Source organism: Dactylosporangium sp. CA-233914, from assembly GCF_050942935.1.
Classification (GTDB): Bacteria; Actinomycetota; Actinomycetes; order Mycobacteriales; family Micromonosporaceae; genus Dactylosporangium.
On record NZ_CP192030.1, the window covers coordinates 11,874,681 to 11,889,884 of the forward strand.

At 71.3% G+C, this 15,204-nt stretch carries 15 protein-coding genes; all 15 read left to right on the forward strand.

What is annotated here, in order from left to right:
• The first annotated feature begins 233 nt into the window (after window positions 1–233).
• The 15 genes from ACQPY0_RS52945 (at window position 234) to ACQPY0_RS53015 (ending at window position 15,195) form a co-directional block, all read left to right on the forward strand.
• The gene (locus tag ACQPY0_RS52945; RefSeq protein ID WP_432979525.1) at window positions 234–1,169 is read left to right on the forward strand and encodes a sugar ABC transporter substrate-binding protein; all 936 of its coding nucleotides are present in this window, start codon (window positions 234–236) and stop codon (window positions 1,167–1,169) included.
• Window positions 1,169–1,948 carry an ATP-binding cassette domain-containing protein gene (locus ACQPY0_RS52950; protein ID WP_432979528.1) on the forward strand — a complete coding sequence of 260 codons (780 nt, stop codon included), beginning with the start codon at window positions 1,169–1,171 and terminating at the stop codon, window positions 1,946–1,948. Before ACQPY0_RS52945 ends, ACQPY0_RS52950 begins: the two co-directional genes overlap by 1 nt.
• Window positions 1,949–2,016: 68 nt before the next feature.
• Window positions 2,017–2,967 (forward strand): ABC transporter permease, encoded by a 951-nt coding sequence (locus ACQPY0_RS52955; protein WP_432979531.1) that lies wholly within the window; start codon window positions 2,017–2,019, stop codon window positions 2,965–2,967.
• Between the two features lie 38 nt (window positions 2,968–3,005).
• Window positions 3,006–3,950: an alpha/beta hydrolase gene (locus tag ACQPY0_RS52960; protein ID WP_432979534.1), complete on the forward strand. Its 945-nt coding sequence runs from the start codon at window positions 3,006–3,008 to the stop codon at window positions 3,948–3,950.
• A 23-nt stretch (window positions 3,951–3,973) separates the two neighbouring features.
• Window positions 3,974–5,512 carry an amidohydrolase family protein gene (locus tag ACQPY0_RS52965; protein ID WP_432979537.1) on the forward strand — a complete coding sequence of 513 codons (1,539 nt, stop codon included), beginning with the start codon at window positions 3,974–3,976 and terminating at the stop codon, window positions 5,510–5,512.
• Between the two features lie 12 nt (window positions 5,513–5,524).
• Complete coding sequence (locus tag ACQPY0_RS52970; RefSeq protein WP_432979540.1) at window positions 5,525–6,166, forward strand: DJ-1/PfpI family protein; 642 nt, start codon at window positions 5,525–5,527, stop codon at window positions 6,164–6,166.
• Window positions 6,167–6,256: 90 nt separating this feature from the next.
• The gene (locus ACQPY0_RS52975) at window positions 6,257–7,789 is read left to right on the forward strand and encodes a carboxylesterase/lipase family protein (RefSeq protein ID WP_432979543.1); all 1,533 of its coding nucleotides are present in this window, start codon (window positions 6,257–6,259) and stop codon (window positions 7,787–7,789) included.
• Window positions 7,786–9,246 carry a mannitol dehydrogenase family protein gene (locus tag ACQPY0_RS52980; RefSeq protein WP_432979546.1) on the forward strand — a complete coding sequence of 487 codons (1,461 nt, stop codon included), beginning with the start codon at window positions 7,786–7,788 and terminating at the stop codon, window positions 9,244–9,246. Before ACQPY0_RS52975 ends, ACQPY0_RS52980 begins: the two co-directional genes overlap by 4 nt.
• Window positions 9,243–10,142, forward strand: a complete 900-nt coding sequence (locus ACQPY0_RS52985) for a PfkB family carbohydrate kinase (RefSeq protein ID WP_432979549.1) — start codon at window positions 9,243–9,245, stop codon at window positions 10,140–10,142. Before ACQPY0_RS52980 ends, ACQPY0_RS52985 begins: the two co-directional genes overlap by 4 nt.
• 2 nt (window positions 10,143–10,144) lie before the next feature.
• Window positions 10,145–10,318: a hypothetical protein gene (locus tag ACQPY0_RS52990; protein ID WP_432979552.1), complete on the forward strand. Its 174-nt coding sequence runs from the start codon at window positions 10,145–10,147 to the stop codon at window positions 10,316–10,318.
• Window positions 10,315–10,893: a hypothetical protein gene (locus ACQPY0_RS52995; protein ID WP_432979555.1), complete on the forward strand. Its 579-nt coding sequence runs from the start codon at window positions 10,315–10,317 to the stop codon at window positions 10,891–10,893. The genes ACQPY0_RS52990 and ACQPY0_RS52995 overlap by 4 nt, the downstream gene beginning before the upstream one ends.
• Window positions 10,894–11,193: 300 nt before the next feature.
• Window positions 11,194–11,424 (forward strand): hypothetical protein, encoded by a 231-nt coding sequence (locus ACQPY0_RS53000; protein ID WP_432979557.1) that lies wholly within the window; start codon window positions 11,194–11,196, stop codon window positions 11,422–11,424.
• A 23-nt stretch (window positions 11,425–11,447) separates the two neighbouring features.
• Window positions 11,448–12,338, forward strand: a complete 891-nt coding sequence (locus ACQPY0_RS53005; RefSeq protein ID WP_432979560.1) for a GNAT family N-acetyltransferase — start codon at window positions 11,448–11,450, stop codon at window positions 12,336–12,338.
• Window positions 12,335–13,441 carry an o-succinylbenzoate synthase gene (gene menC / locus ACQPY0_RS53010; RefSeq protein ID WP_432979563.1) on the forward strand — a complete coding sequence of 369 codons (1,107 nt, stop codon included), beginning with the start codon at window positions 12,335–12,337 and terminating at the stop codon, window positions 13,439–13,441. The genes ACQPY0_RS53005 and menC overlap by 4 nt, the downstream gene beginning before the upstream one ends.
• Before the next feature lie 83 nt (window positions 13,442–13,524).
• The gene (locus ACQPY0_RS53015; RefSeq protein ID WP_432979566.1) at window positions 13,525–15,195 is read left to right on the forward strand and encodes a PucR family transcriptional regulator; all 1,671 of its coding nucleotides are present in this window, start codon (window positions 13,525–13,527) and stop codon (window positions 15,193–15,195) included.
• The last annotated feature ends 9 nt before the right edge of the window (window positions 15,196–15,204 follow it).

Consider the following 15,204-nt stretch of genomic DNA (forward strand, 5'->3'; position numbering starts at 1 on the left):
GTCTAGGCCTCCCGGAGCCGCAACCTCGTAGCAGGGTCCAAACAGCACCGCTCAGGTTTGGGCGATCGAACCAACTCTCGCAGGCCCGGTGCGCGGGATGATGCTTCACCAATCAAGCCACCGCCACCGCCACGGCCTGGGCCGCGGTTACCCTCCGGGAGGAGCTCTAGATGTCTGCCACTACGGCCGCTCGGCTCGGTCGCATCCGCATCTACGCGGCGCTTTCGGCGCCGATGCTCGTCTTCGCCGGCCTGTCCGGTTGCGCCAGCCAGGATTCAGCTACCGGCGGCTCTGCGCCCTCGGGCGATTCGCACGCCATGACGATCCAGTTCATCAACCCGCTACCCAGCTACCCGACCTGGCGGCAGATCGGCGACTGCATGAAGGCTGAGGCCAAGCAGCGCGGAGCCGATCTCACCGAGAGTGGCCCGACCGGTCAGGCGTTGGACGCGAGCGCCATGATCCAGCAGGTACAGCAGGCCACAGCCAACAAGAAGGACGCGATCATCACGTTCCCGGCCAGCGAGGGCTTCACCCAGGTGCTCAAGCAGGCCCAGGCCGCGGGCATCGTGACCGGGACCCTCTATGGTCCCGGTGGCAAGGACAGCGGCGCTGACTACAACATCGGTCCGGACTGGACGGAGATCGGCAAGACGCTGGTCGATGCGGTCGCAGCTCTGCCCGGTAAGCACGTGCTCGGGCTCGTCGCGGCGGCCAACACCGGACTCGGCAAGTCGTGGCTGGACGGGGTCAAAGCCGCGGCCGCGAAGACCGACAACGTCTCAATCGCGGGCGAGGTCTACACCGGCGATGACGCGGCCAAGGCACTCCCACAGGTCAACGCACTCCTCACGGCGCACCCGGACATCACCGAGATCCTGACCCACATGGGCACCACCACGCCGGGCGCGGTTGCCGCTATCAAGTCTCATCGACTTGTGGGCAAGACCTTCCTGCTCGCCGGCGGCCACGACAACGGCGGGTCCGAGGCTATCAACGAGGGCACGGCGAACCTGATGCTGATGCAGGACGTCTGCACGCTCGGCAAGCAGCTGGTCGACGGGGTCGTCGACGTCCGCGAGGGCAAGCAGGCACCCGTGGTTCCCGTCCGCATCAAGGTCGTCGGCAAGGACCAGGTGCAGGAATACCTCGACAAGGGATGGGTCTGATGAGCGGCCCCGCCCTGCGACTGCGCGGCGTCCGCAAATACTTCGGCTCCGTATCGGCACTGGAGGACGTCCGCTTCGACGCCTATGCCGGCGAGGTGCACGCTATCGTCGGCGACAACGGGGCCGGAAAGTCCACGACGATCAAGATCATCACGGGTGTTTATCGGGCCGACGAGGGCGAGGTGCTCGTCAACGGCGAAGAACTGAGCCACGTCCGGTCAGCGGCCGACGCTCAGGAACACGGCATCGCCGTCGTGTACCAGGACCTTGCTCTCGTCGAGTGCCTCGACATTGCGCACAACATGGCGCTTGGCAACCTGCCACGCAAGTTCGGCATCGTGCTTGACCGCCGCCGGATGGAGCGGGAGGCGGCCCAGGTCCTCAAGGACCTCAAGGTGCGGGTGGGCAACGTGCGTACACCGGTCGGGTTGCTGTCCGGCGGTCAGCGACAGGTCGTCGCCGTCGCCCGCGCCGTCCGGATGGACAAGCCGATCATGCTCCTCGACGAGCCGACGGCCGCGCTCGGCGTCCAGGAGACCGCGCACGTCGGCGAAATCATCGACGAGCTCCGAGCGTCGGGAAAGGCGGTCATCATTGTCAGCCACGATCTGGACTTCGTCTTCTCCCACGCCGACCGCGTGACGGTTCTCCGGCTCGGCCGGACCGTCGGCACCCGGCGGGTCGCCGAGGTCGGTCGCGAGGAAATCGTCGGCATGATCACCGGCGCCGTCCCGCCCGACCGGCTGGACGACCCGGTCCACGACTACGAGGGGGCGTGATGACTGTGACCGCGACATCCCAATCCACTCAAGACCGCGGCACGGACCACGGAGGCGAGCGGGACGGCGTGCTGACGAAGATCCTCGTCCGGCAGGAAACCACGCTGGTGCTGGTCATCCTGGTGATCGGGGCCTTTGCGGCGTCTCGCTCCAGCCTGTTCCTCTCCCAGGGCAACCTGACCGAGATACTTCGCAGCAGCGTCATCTACTTCGTGATGGCCTGCGGCGCCGCGATGCTGATCATTGGCGGTGGTCTGGACTTCTCGGCCGGTGCCGTGTTCACCCTCGGTGCGCTGTCGACCTGCAAGCTGCTTGTCGAGGGGGTTTCCTGGCCGCTGGCGGTACTCGCCGGGATGGCGATCTGCTGCGCGGTCGGGGTGGTGAACTTCGTGGTCATCACCTACATCCACGTGCCGCCGATCATCGCGACCCTCGGGACGTTCTACATGCTGACCGGCATTGACAATCTGGTGACGGGCGGCTCCGACGTCCTGCCGCTTCCATCGAGCTTCCAGCGGATCGCACAGGGCAGCGTCGCCGGCGTGTCGAACGACGTGCTCATCGCCGTTGCCGTCGGCGTCCTGTTCTGGTTCCTGCTCGAGCGCACCCGCTTCGGAGTCAACGTCCGCGCCCTCGGCGGCAACCGTCAGGCCGCGGTCGGGAACGGACTGCGGGTGTTCCGGCTCGACTTGGCGCTGTACGTGATTGCCGCGGCGACGGCAGCTCTTGCGGGGATGATCTACTCCGCCCGGGTGGGCGCGGGGCAGGTCACCGCGGGTGGTACGTCGACCACCCTCAACGCGATCACCGCGGTGCTCATCGGGGGCGTCAGCCTGATGGGTGGCATGGGCAGCATCCAGGGCATCGCGGTAGGCGCCGTCCTGCTGTCGCTCATCGACAACGCCCTGGTGCTCACGAGCATCCCGCCGCAGTACAACAGCATTGTCATCGGCGCGATCCTGGTCTGTGCGGTCGGATTCGACCACCTCCGCCGGGCCCGGATCTACCGGAAGAGATAGACACCCAAGACAGCGATCCGACCCAGGAGAAAAGCGATATGAACGAGATACCCATCGATCCCGACGTCCTCAGTCTGCTGGCTGAGCTCGGAGCACCCGCACCTGTCTCCGCCGCGGACCTGACCGCCGGCGAACTCCGTCAGGGGATGCGCGACGCGATCGCGATCTTCACCCGCGATGCCGACGCCATCGCCGTTCACGACGTCACCGACGAGCTCGTGCCGGGTCGCGGCGGGACAATACCGGTGCGCGTCTACAGCCCCGAGAAGCCCAGTTCGGTCATCGTGTACCTGCACGGCGGCGCGTGGATCAGTGGTGACATCGACACCCACGACCTCGTCACGCGGCGATTCAGTCGCGACACCGCAGCTGTCGTGGTCTCGGTCGACTATCGGATGTTGCCGGAGCACCCTTTCCCAGCGCCGATCGACGACGCCTACGACGCCGTTGTCTGGGCCAGGGCCCTGCAACCCGATCTGCCGCTCCTCGTCGCCGGTGACAGCGCGGGCGGCACCCTCGCCGCGTGTGCCGCGTTGCGGGCGCGCGACGAGGACGGCCCCCGCGTTGACGCGCAGGTGCTGGTGTACCCGGGCATCGACGACAACCTCGAAACGCCCAGCATGCTCGCCTTCCGCGACGGCCCGCGGATCAGCCTCGAAGACCTGCGGTTCTTCTTCCAGCAGTACGCGTCCCACGAAGCGACGCTCGGCTCGCCGTACGCCTTGCCGGGGCGGGCGACGTCGCTGGCTGGACTGCCGCCCGCCGTCGTCGCGATCGCTGGACACGACCTGTTGCGGTCGGCCGAGGAGGACTACGCAACCCGGTTGCGGGACGCCGGGGTTCCTGTGACGGTCCAGCTCGATCCCGAACTCGTCCACGGCTGGATCGACTTCGCGCCACGCGTGCCGTCGGCCGATCGAGCCTTCAGCCGCCTCACCGACAGCGTCAACGACCTCATCAGCCGAGTAACCACCCCGGCGTAGCTCCGTTGGGAGAACAACCTGCTATGGCCGTGCATCCGAACGCCGACAGCTCGAACTGTGCCGATAACGGCGTGACATACGACGTCGTGATCCGAGGGGGTCGAGTCATCGATCCCGAGAGTGGACTGGACGGCGTTCGCAACGTCGGCATAGTCGGCGATCAGATTACCGCTGTTTGCGAGGCGGAGCTGATCGGTCGGAGGCGGATAGACGCACGTGGGCTCGTGGTCGCTCCGGGGTTCATCGACCTGCACAGCCATGGGCAAGGCGTTGGCGAATGCCGCCTGCAGGCGCTCGATGGCGTCACCACGGCTCTCGAACTTGAAGCGGGCGTCGCTCCGGTGTCGGTCGCGTACCTGAGGGCCGCCGCGGAAGGCCGGCCCATCAATTATGGGTACTCGGCCTCCTGGTCGTCGCTGCGCATGCATGTGATCGGCGGCGCACCACTGTCCGGGGGAGCGGACGGACCGCTCGACCGCCTCGGATCAGACGCATGGCGCGGGCCCGCCTCGCCTGCCCAGATCGCCGCGATGCTGCGAATGCTGGAGCGCGAGCTCGTCGACGGAGCACTTGGGATCGGCATCCTGCTGGGGTATGCACCCGCGACCGATCCGGCGGAGTTCGTCGAGGTCGCGAGGCTTGCAGCGGCCGCGGGAGTGCCGGCGTTCGTTCATGCGCGACCACTCATCGAACAGGATCCCGGAGTCGTCATCGACGGTGCCGAGGAGCTTACGAGGGTGGCCGGCGAAACCTCTGTTCACATGCATTACTGCCACGTCAACTCCACGTCGACGCGCCACCTGGACAGAGTCCAGGCGTTGGTCGAGGCGGTCCGTGCCCAGGGCGCCAAAGTGACCAGCGAGGTCTATCCCTACGGGTCCGGCATGAGCTCGATCGGGTCCGACTACTTCCATCCTGATCGGCTTCATGTCCTGGGTGCGACGGGTACGCCCCAGGACGTGATCTACGCACGGACCGGGGAGACGGTCGCCTCGGCCGGTCGGCTGCTCGAACTGCGAGCAGCCGACCCGTCGGGTCTGGCGTTCATCAAACTGTTCGACGAGGCCAGCTCCACGGACCGCATTGCTCGAATGTGCGCATTGCCTCACACGGCGATCGCTTCCGACGCCATTCCATTCGTCATCGAGGACGGCCACGCCTACGACCCGATGCAGTGGCCGCTACCGAAGTTCGTCAAGACCCATCCGCGCAGCGCCGGCACCTACGGTCGCACCTTGCGGATCGCAGTGCGCGAAACGGGCGTCCTGTCGCTGCCTGAAGCGATCGCCAAGTGCACCCTCCAACCAGCGCGAATCGTGGAGCGGGCCGCACCTGCGATGCGGCGCAAGGGCAGGATCCAGCCCGGCTGCGATGCGGATGTCGTGGTGTTCGACGCGGAGCGAGTCACCGATGCCGCGACCTACCAACATTCGGTGCGTCCCTCGACGGGGTTCGCCCACGTGATCGTCAACGGCGAATCGGTCGTCAGTGACGGCAGGTTGCAAGAGCACGTCCTGCCTGGCCGACCCGTAAGGGGCTCGACGGTGAGCCACGTAATCTGAAGGAGCACTGACATGCAGGTTGCCATCGTTCTGTATCCCGGCTTCACCTCGCTGGACGTCATCGGACCCTACGAGGTTCTGGGCCGTCTCCCGGACACCGAGGTCGTTTTCGTTGCTGAGCAACCGGGCCTCGTCCGCAACGACCTGAAGAGCCTGTCGATCAACGTCGTCACGACGATCGCCGACGTGACGGAACCCGACGTGGTGCTCGTCGGAGGGGGCCCGGGCCAGCCGGCGCAAATGTCCGACGGCGAGCTGCACGAGTGGTTGCGAACGGTCGATCGGACCAGTGCGTGGACGGCATCCGTCTGCACCGGGTCCTTGATCCTTGCCGCCGCCGGAGTCCTCAACGGTCGTCAGGCAACGACCCACTGGGCCGCGATGGAGCAGCTTGTCGAGTTCGGTGTGACGCCGTCGAAACAGCGGGTCGTCATCGACGGTCACTACGCGACCGCGGCAGGCGTATCGGCGGGCATCGACATGGCGTTGGCCCTGGCCGGTTTGATCGCGGGCGACGACGTGGCGCAGACCGTGCAGCTCATCATTGAGTACGCACCGGAGCCGCCCTATCACGCGGGCTCCCTGGAATCCGCTCCCGCGGCTGTCGTCGAGAGCGCGACGAACAAACTGTCGGCGCGATTTCCCGCCCGATAGCGCCGGCGTCGTCTCGGGGACTGGGCACACCCCGACCCGGACGTCAACCGGGCAGTGCGGGGACCACCTAATTTTAATCGAGGAGAGTCGATGAAGAATCGGGTCGACCCGCTATGCGGGCCGGTTGACGGGCGGATCGAGCGTGGTGTCGCCGTCTTCCGCGGCATCCCGTTCGCGGAGCCGCCAGTGGGGCCGCTCCGGTTCGCGCCGCCGGTCGCCGCTGCGCCGTGGGCGGCACCCCTGGACGCCGGCCGGTTCGGCCCGATCTCGATCCAGGACGCCGATCCGCTCTTCCAAGCGGTACCGCCGACCGAGCGGAACTTCTTCCACGAGGGCGCCGTCACCGGCGAGGACTGCCTGACCCTCAACGTCTGGTCGCCCGACGTGCACGGCGCGGCGCCGGTCCTGGTCTGGATCCACGGCGGGGCGTTCCAGTTCGGCTCCGGCACCGGCGAGTGGACCGTGGGCGCGAGCCTGGCCCGCGCCCACGGGATCGTGGTCGTGACGCTCAACTACCGGCTCGGCGTGCTGGGCGGACTCTACCTCGGCGATCTCGACCCGGGCCGGTCCAACCTGGCGCTGCAGGACCAGATCTGCGCGCTGCGCTGGGTGGCGGCGAACATCGCCGCGTTCGGCGGGGACCCCGGGCGGGTGACGGTGGGCGGGCAGTCGGCCGGCGCGATGTCGACGGTCGCGCTGCTGGCCGCTCCGGCCGCCCGCGGCCTGTTCCGCCGCGCCGTGGTGCAGAGCGGCCACGCGGCGATCTTCCCGTCTCCCGAGGCGGCCCGGGCCGGCACGGCGCGGGTCCTCGCAGGCCTGCACATCGACCCGGACGGCGACGTCCTCGCCGAGCTGCGCGCCGCCTCGGCGCTGCGGATCGCCGCGGTGCAGCGCGGCCTCGGCCCGGTGCCCGTGACACCGCTGGTCCGGGACGGCGTGACCCTCGACGCTGATCCGGTCGCCGCCATCCGGGGCGGCAGCGCCGCCGGGGTCGACCTCATGATCGGTACCACGGTGGCGGAGTCCCGGCTGTTCGAGGTCACCGGCTGGAGCACCGCCCCTGGCTCGCTGGACGCGGTCCTCGGCGGGCTGCTCGTCGACGCCGGCGCCCGGGCCGAGGCCAAGGCGCTCTACGAGGGGCTGCCCGGCAGCCCCGAGGACCAGGCGTACCGGGCGTTGACGGACCACGACTGGACGCAGCCGGCCCGGGCCGTGGCCGATGCGCAGACCCAGGCCGGTGGGCGCGTCTTCCGCTACCTGTTCGCCTGGCCGTCGAGCGCGCGCGACGGGCGGGTCGGCGCCGCGCACCTGGTGGACCTGCCGTTCCTGCTCGGCAACCTCGACGCGCCCGGAGCCGGCGCGCTGCTCGGCCCGCTGGATCAGGCGGCGCTCGAACTCGGCGCGGCGATGAGCACCGCCCTGGCCCGGTTCGTCACCGACGGCGACCCGGGCGGCGGCGCGCCCGGCCCGTGGGACCCCTACACCCCGGCGGCCCGTGCCACCATGCTCTTCGACACCGCTCCCGGGCAGGCGCCGGACCCCGACGGCCACTACGTCGACTTCTGGCAGGCACATCGCGCGGTGTCCACCGAGCCGCTGGCCGCCCTGGTGGCCGGCGCATGAGGCCCGCGTACGAGCCGCCCAGGTACGACCGGTCCGGCCTGTCCGTCGGGATCGTGCACTTCGGCGTCGGGAACTTCCACCGCTCGCACCAGGCGATGTACCTCGACCGGCTGTTCGAGCGGGGCGAAGACCTCGACTGGGCCATCTGCGGCGTCGGCCTGCTGCCCGGCGATCGGCGCATGCGGGACGCCCTCGCCGGCCAGGACATGACGTACACGTTGGTCGAACGCCGCCCGGACGGGTCGAGCAGCCCCCGCACCGTCGGCTCGATCGTGGAGTACCTCTTCGGCCCCGACGATCCCGACCGGGTGCTGGAACGCCTGACCGACCCGGCCACCCGGATCGTCTCGCTGACGATCACCGAGGGCGGCTACAACACCAGCGACACCACCGGCGAGTTCGACGCGTCGAACCCCGCCGTCCAGCAGGACCTGCGGCCCGGCGCGGCACCGACCACCGTCTTCGGCTACCTCGTCGAGGGTCTCGCCCGCCGCCGTGCCCGCGGCATCCCGCCCTTCACCGTGATGTCGTGCGACAACCTGCCCGGCAACGGCGACGTGGCCCGCACCGCGTTCGTCGGCTACGCACGGCTGCGCGACCCCGGCCTCGCCGACTGGATCGCGGCGACCGTCGCGTTCCCCAACGGCATGGTCGACCGGATCACGCCGATCACCACCAACGCCGACCGGGAGTTCGTCGGCCGGGAGTTCGGCGTCACCGACGCCTGGCCGGTGCTGTGCGAACCGTTCGTCCAGTGGGTCCTGGAGGACCACTTCACGCTGGGCCGGCCCGCCTTCGAACGCGTCGGCGTCCAGGTCGTCGCCGACGTGACGCCGTATGAGCTGATGAAGCTGCGGCTGCTCAACGCGAGCCATCAGGCCCTGGCGTACCCCGGCTACCTGCTGGGGCACCGCCACGCCCACGAGGCCGCCGCGGACCCCCGGCTGGCCGGACTGCTCACCCGATACATGGACGAGGAGGCCACCCCGACACTCCAGCCGGTACCAGGCATCGACCTCACCGCCTACAAGCGCTCGCTGATCGAGCGGTTCACCAACCCCTACATCCCCGACACCCTCGCCCGACTGGCCACCGACGCCTCCGACCGCATCCCGAAATTTCTCCTGCCGGTCGTACACGACCGCGTCCGGCTCGACCAGCCGACGCCGATCGCCGCCCTCGTAGTCGCCGCCTGGGCCGTGTTCGCCGCGGACGTCACCGAGCCCGGCGCCCCGGACCGGCAGCACACGGCCGTCGCCGCGGCCGTACGCCGCCAGCAGGCGGACCCGATCGGGTTCCTGCGCGACACCGGCCTGTTCGGCGACCTCGCCGAGCGCCCGATCTTCGCCGACGCGTTCGCCACGAGCTACCACGACATCCGCTCGGGTGGCATCGCCGCCGCCCTCACGGCCCGCCTCGGCACGTCGCCTGCGGCACCCGGAACGGCGGCCCCGTGACGGCCCCCGCCCGGGCGTTCGTCATCGGCGAGGCGCTCATCGACGTCATCGTCCGCCCCGGCGGTACCGACGAGGTCCCCGGCGGCAGCCCGGCCAACGTCGCCCGCGGCCTCGCCCGGCTCGGCGTGCCGACCGCGCTGCTCACCAGCATCGGCGACGACGACCGCGGCCGGCTCCTGCTGGCGCACCTCACCGGCGCGGGCGTCGACGTGCTGCCCGCGAGCGTCCATCATGGACGGACCGCCACCGCGACCGCGACCGTCGACGCCGCCGGCGACGCCAGCTACGTCTTCGACATCGACTGGGACATCGACCCGGCCGCGGTCCCGGACCGGGCCACCCTCGTGCACACCGGCTCCATCGCCGCCTTCCTGGAGCCGGGGGCCGGCAAGGTCCGCGCGCTGCTGCGCGACCTGCGGGGACAGGCGACGCTGACCTTCGACCCGAACGTCCGCCCCGCCATCCTCGGCACCGACCCCGCCCCGGCCCGGGCAATCTTCGAGGCCGTCGCCTCGCTCGTCGACGTGGTCAAGCTCAGCGCCGAGGACGCCCAGTGGCTCTACCCCGGCCGCACACCGGACGCGGTCGCCGAACACATCACCGGCGCCGGTCCCCGGCTCGTCGCCGTGACCCGCGGCGCCGCCGGCTCCACCCTCCACGCGCCCGGGCACACCGTGCGCATCGCCGCGGCCGCGGCCGACGTGGTCGACACGGTCGGCGCCGGGGACAGCTACATGACCGGCCTGATCCTCGGCCTGCTCGAAACACCACCCGCCGCACTGCACCGGCTCGGCGCCCTCGCCGCGGCCGCCGCGGCCTACACCGTGTCCCACCGCGGCGCCGAGCTGCCCCGGCACCGCGACCTCGAGACAACACTGCGAAAGCGAGCTGACTGACCATGCGGCTGTTCAGCCGCGAGTACGGCACCGGCGGGCCGCGGTTCGTGCTGCTGCACGGCACCGCCGTCGGAGTCGGCCTGCGCGGCCACGGGCGCAGCGGGCACCTCGGCGACGCGACCTCCACGCCGCGTCCGGTCGAGGGCCGGCTCGAGCCGGCCCGAGCCGTCCCGTGACCACGCTGCAGGCCCACCCGCCGGTCCCGACCGGCAACGCCGAAGCCGCCGTCGGCCGGATCGCGGCCGCGGCGCTCGACGAGATCCCCGACGGCGCCACCATCGCCGTGGACGCCGGGGCGATCACGGTACGGATGGTGGAGATGCTGCCCCGCGACCGCGCCCTGACCGTCGTGGTCAACTCGCCCACCCTGGTCGCGCGGCTGCCTGCCCGCCGGACGATCACCGCGTTCCTCGTCGGCGGCCGGCTGCGCGGCGACACGCTGACGGCCACGGACGCGTGGGCACTGCGTACCTGGGCGTCGCTGTGCGTCGACGTGGCCTTTGTGTGCCCGTCGGGCTGCTCCGTGCGCGGCCTCAGCGCGGCCGACCCCGCGCTGGCGACGGCCGGGCGAGCGGTGATCGCGGCGGCGAGCCGCACCGTAGTGCTGGCCGAGGGGACCCGAATCGGGCGGGACGACGTGGCCCGCTTCGCCGCCCTGTCCGACGTGGACCTGATCGTCACCGACCACCGGGACGGCGACGCCCACGTCGCCGCGATGGAGGCCCTGGGCGTGAGGTTTCGCCGGGTCTGAATCCACAACAGACCGCCCGTGCGCCCGTACCAGCTGGGCCATGGGGGTCGGGCTGCTGCGCTGTCCTCGTCGTGGCGGCCGGTGCCGTACCCGGTGCCCGCCGAGCCGGGAACCATCGCCGTCGCCGGGCTGGACCGTGACGCCGGAAGAGGAGAAATATTGAGGCACGTCGTCGATTCGTGTGTTCGTCACAGACGACTAGTCGCTCGCCGCCGAGTTGTCGAGATCGATGAACACAGCCGCGGGCCCGGTTCCTAGCGTGGTCGCATATGAGCGACCTCCACGAATTCCGAACCTGGCTTGAGGAGTACCACGTGCCGGGCGCGGTGCGGGCGGTACTGCACGCCGGCCCTGTTCTCGGTCAAGCGGCCGGAGGCGCGGATCGGCGCGGTCGGCGGCGGCCACGCCCCCAGCGAGCACGTGTTGGTCGAGGCACTACCCGGCCGGACCGCGCTGCGGCGCGTCCTGGTCGAGGACCTGCTGCCGGACTCGACGAAACCGACCGCCACCTCTGATGCGCCACAACCGTGACGCCACCGAACGAGCCGAGGAGCATGAACACCGTGACCGACATCAGCGTGGCGTCCGCCGCCGCGGGGCCGGAACCGGACCGGGCCGAGCGCGCCGCCGGCGCCGCGGCCCGGGCGGCCGGCGTCTCCGTGCGCGAGCTCACCGACCTCGCCGACCTGGACCGGGTGGTCGAGCTACTCGCCGCCATCTGGGGCCGCGTCGCGAACCCGCCGATGACGATCGAGCTTCTGCGCGCGCTGGGCAAGGCAGGCAATTATGTCGCCGGCGCCTTCGAGGACGGCCGCCTGGCCGGCGCCTGCGTGGGCTTCTTCCACGCCCCGGCCGAGGACGCCCTGCACAGCCACATCGCCGGTGTCTCGGCACGGGCCGCCGGGCGCAGCATCGGCTTCGCGCTCAAGCTGCACCAGCGGGCCTGGGCGCTGCGCCGCGACGTCTCCGAGATCGCCTGGACCTTCGACCCGCTGGTGGCCCGCAACGCCTACTTCAACCTGGTGAAGCTCGCCGCGCGGCCGGCCGAGTACCTGCCGAACTTCTACGGGCCGATGCTCGACGCCATCAACGGCGCCGAGGACTCAGACCGGCTCCTGGTGCGCTGGCGCCTGTGCGACCCCGCGGTGACCGCCGCCTGCGCCGGGGCCCGCACCGGCACCGTCGCCGCGGACGAGTTCGCGGCCGGCGCCGTCGCCGCGCTGAGCATGGGGGCGGACGGCGAGCCGGTGCCGGGCCGCCTCGACGGGGCGACCTCGCTCGTGGCCGTACCCCGGAACATCGAAACCCTCCGCACGGCCGACCCGGCGCTGGCCCGGCGCTGGCGCGTCGCCGTGCGGGACGCGCTCACCGGCCTCGCCGCCCGCGGCGGCCGGATCGACGGCTTCGACCGGACGGGCTGGTACCTGGTGAGGAGAGACGCATGAAGATCGCCGGAGTGGAACTGCTGCGCGTCGCCATGCCGCTGGTCGCGCCGTTTCGCACATCCTTCGGCACCGAGACGACCCGCGACATCCTGCTCGTCCGCGCGGTGACCGCCGACGCCGAGGGCTGGGGCGAGTGCGTCGCGATGAGCAGCCCGCGGTACTCCTCGGAATACGTCGACGCGGCCGCCGACGTGCTGCGCCGGTTTCTCGTCCCGGCCCTCCTGGCCGCCGAACCGCCGGGGGCGCACGCGGTCGCGGACTTGCTCGCGCCGTTCAAGGGCCACCGGATGGCCAAGGCGGCGCTGGAGACGGCCGTGCTCGACGCCGAGCTGCGCGCGGCCGGCCGGTCGTTCGCCCGCGAGCTCGGCGCCGTGCGCGACCGAGTGCCGTGTGGCGTCTCGGTCGGCATCATGGACAGCATCCCGGCGCTGCTCGACGCGGTCGGCGGTTACCTGGCCGAGGGGTACCTGCGGATCAAGCTCAAGATCGAGCCCGGCTGGGACGTCGAGCCGGTGCGCGCGGTCCGTGAGCGTTACGGCGACGACGTACTGCTGCAGGTGGACGCCAACACCGCCTACACCCTGGCCGACGCGGGGCAGCTGGCCCGGCTGGACCCCTTCGACCTGCTGCTGATCGAGCAGCCCCTCGACGAGGACGACGTGCTCGGCCACGCCGAGCTGGCCCGGCTGGTCCGCACGCCGGTCTGCCTGGACGAGTCCATCGGCTCGGCCCGCGACGCGGCGGCCGCGATCCGGCTGGGCGCCTGCCGGGTGGTGAACGTGAAGCCCGGGCGGGTCGGCGGCTACCTCGAGGCGCGCCGCATCCACGACGTGTGCGCGGCGCGCGGCGTGGCGGTCTGGTGTGGCGGGATGCTGGAGACCGGCCTCGGCCGGGCTGCCAACGTGGCGCTCGCTGCGCTGCCCGGATTCACCCTGCCCGGCGACACGTCGGCGTCCGGGCGGTACTACGCCGCGGACATCACTGAGCCGTTCGTGCTCGACGACGGCCACCTCCCCGTCCCGGCCCTCCCCGGCCTCGGCGTGGCGCCACTGCCGGGCCGCCTCGCCGAGGTGACCACCGCGGCCGAGTGGCTGACCGGCTGAGATCGTCGGATCGGACGAAGAACGCGGACGCGATCTGTAACGGCCGACTAGTCGTGGATCAAGGAGTGGCATATCGTCGGGCAATGGTGCAGACCGGCGACGCGCGGCCGCGTGCGAGCCTGGGGCGGGTCCTCGACGACCTGGGCGCCACGCTGCTCGACCTCGCTCATGGCGATCCGGAGCGGCCCGGGCAGATCGGCGGCCTGGTCATCCACGACCCGCTCGACCAGCCGGTTCTGCCGCCCAACGCGCTCGTGCTCGGCGTCGGCGTCGATTCCCCCGGCGAGATCGCGGCGCTGCTGCGGGCACTCGGCCGGCAGCAGGCGGTGGCACTGGTACTGCGCGCGCCGATCCCGCTCACCGACGAGGTGCGGGCTGCCGCCGACGAGGCCGGGGTGGCCCTGCTCGGGCTGAGCCGGGGCGCGCCCTGGGGCCACCTCAGCGAGATGCTGCGCTCCCTGCTCGCCGACGGCGACATCGGCCTGGACCCGGCGGAGTCGCTCGGCGGGCTGCCCGCGGGCGACCTGTTCGCGGTCGCCAACGCGGTCGCCTCGCTGCTCGACGCGCCGATCACCATCGAGGACCGCAACTCCCGGGTGCTCGCCTTCTCCGGCCGCCAGGATGAGGCCGACCCGTCCCGGGTCGAGACCATCCTGGGCCGGCAGGTGCCGGAGCGATACTTCCGGATCCTGCGCGAACGCGGGGTTTTTCAGGACCTGCTCCGCGACGACGGGCCCATCTACATCAAGCCGATCGCCAGCGGGAACAGCGGCTTGACGGTGCCCAGGGTCGCCATCGCGGTGCGTGCCGGGGACCAGGTGCTGGGCTCGATCTGGGCGGCGGTACCCGGCCCGCTCAGCCCGGAGCGCAACGAGGCGCTGCGCGAGTCGGCCAAGCTGGTCGCCCTGCACCTGCTGCGGGTCCGGGCCGGCGCCGACGTGCAGCGGCGGCTGCGGGCCGACCTGGTGCGCTCGGCGCTGGAGGGCGGGGCCGGCGCAAGCGCGGCGCTGGAGCGGCTGGGGCTCGCCGGCCGCCCGCTGCTGGTGCTGGGGGTGGCCCTCGACGAGCGCGACCGCCACCGCGATGACGACGGCGCTGCCGTGGTCCACAACCGGCAGCGGCTCGGCGACGCGTTCGCCGTGCACCTGTCCGCCTTCCACCCGCGCTCGGCGGCCGCCGAGATCGGCGAGGTCACCTACGGCCTCGTGCCCGTGACCGGCACCGGGGACCGGGCCGGGCCGCGCGCGGAGCGGACCCTGCAGGACTTCCTGGACCGGGTCGGCGACCGGCTGCCCGCGGTCGCCGCCGTCGGACCGGCCGCGCTGGAATTCTCCGGCGTGGCCCACAGCCGCTCCTGCGTGGACCGGGTCCTGCGGGTGCTGCGCGAGCGACGCGGCCACCGGCGCATCGGCAGCATCGACGAACTCCAGGGCGAGGCCCTCATCATCGAACTGCGCGACCTCGCCGCCGCCCGCGGCGACGAACCGACCGGCGCCCTGGCCCGGCTGATCGACTACGACCGCCGGCACCACGCCAACCTGGTCCAGACGCTGCGCGCCTGGCTCGACGCCTTCGGCGACGTCGTCGCCGCCGCCGACTCGGTCTTCGTCCACCAGAACACCTTCCGCTACCGGCTGCGGCGAGTCGCCGAGGTCGGCCGGATCGACCTGGCCGACCCCGACCAGCGCTTCGCCGCGATGCTCCAGCTGCGGGTGCTCCGCGCCGGCCTGCCCGAGCCCAGCCTCGACGCATGACGCCCGGCG

Coding starts and splice junctions, on each gene's coding strand:
- ACQPY0_RS52945 (WP_432979525.1), top strand. CDS start 234: ATGCTCGTCTTCGCCGGCCTGTCCGGTTGCGCCAGCCAGGATTCAGCT.
- ACQPY0_RS52950 (WP_432979528.1), top strand. CDS start 1,169: ATGAGCGGCCCCGCCCTGCGACTGCGCGGCGTCCGCAAATACTTCGGC.
- ACQPY0_RS52960 (WP_432979534.1), top strand. CDS start 3,006: ATGAACGAGATACCCATCGATCCCGACGTCCTCAGTCTGCTGGCTGAG.
- ACQPY0_RS52965 (WP_432979537.1), top strand. CDS start 3,974: ATGGCCGTGCATCCGAACGCCGACAGCTCGAACTGTGCCGATAACGGC.
- ACQPY0_RS52970 (WP_432979540.1), top strand. CDS start 5,525: ATGCAGGTTGCCATCGTTCTGTATCCCGGCTTCACCTCGCTGGACGTC.
- ACQPY0_RS52975 (WP_432979543.1), top strand. CDS start 6,257: ATGAAGAATCGGGTCGACCCGCTATGCGGGCCGGTTGACGGGCGGATC.
- ACQPY0_RS52980 (WP_432979546.1), top strand. CDS start 7,786: ATGAGGCCCGCGTACGAGCCGCCCAGGTACGACCGGTCCGGCCTGTCC.
- ACQPY0_RS52990 (WP_432979552.1), top strand. CDS start 10,145: ATGCGGCTGTTCAGCCGCGAGTACGGCACCGGCGGGCCGCGGTTCGTG.
- ACQPY0_RS53005 (WP_432979560.1), top strand. CDS start 11,448: ATGAACACCGTGACCGACATCAGCGTGGCGTCCGCCGCCGCGGGGCCG.
- menC (WP_432979563.1), top strand. CDS start 12,335: ATGAAGATCGCCGGAGTGGAACTGCTGCGCGTCGCCATGCCGCTGGTC.
- ACQPY0_RS53015 (WP_432979566.1), top strand. CDS start 13,525: ATGGTGCAGACCGGCGACGCGCGGCCGCGTGCGAGCCTGGGGCGGGTC.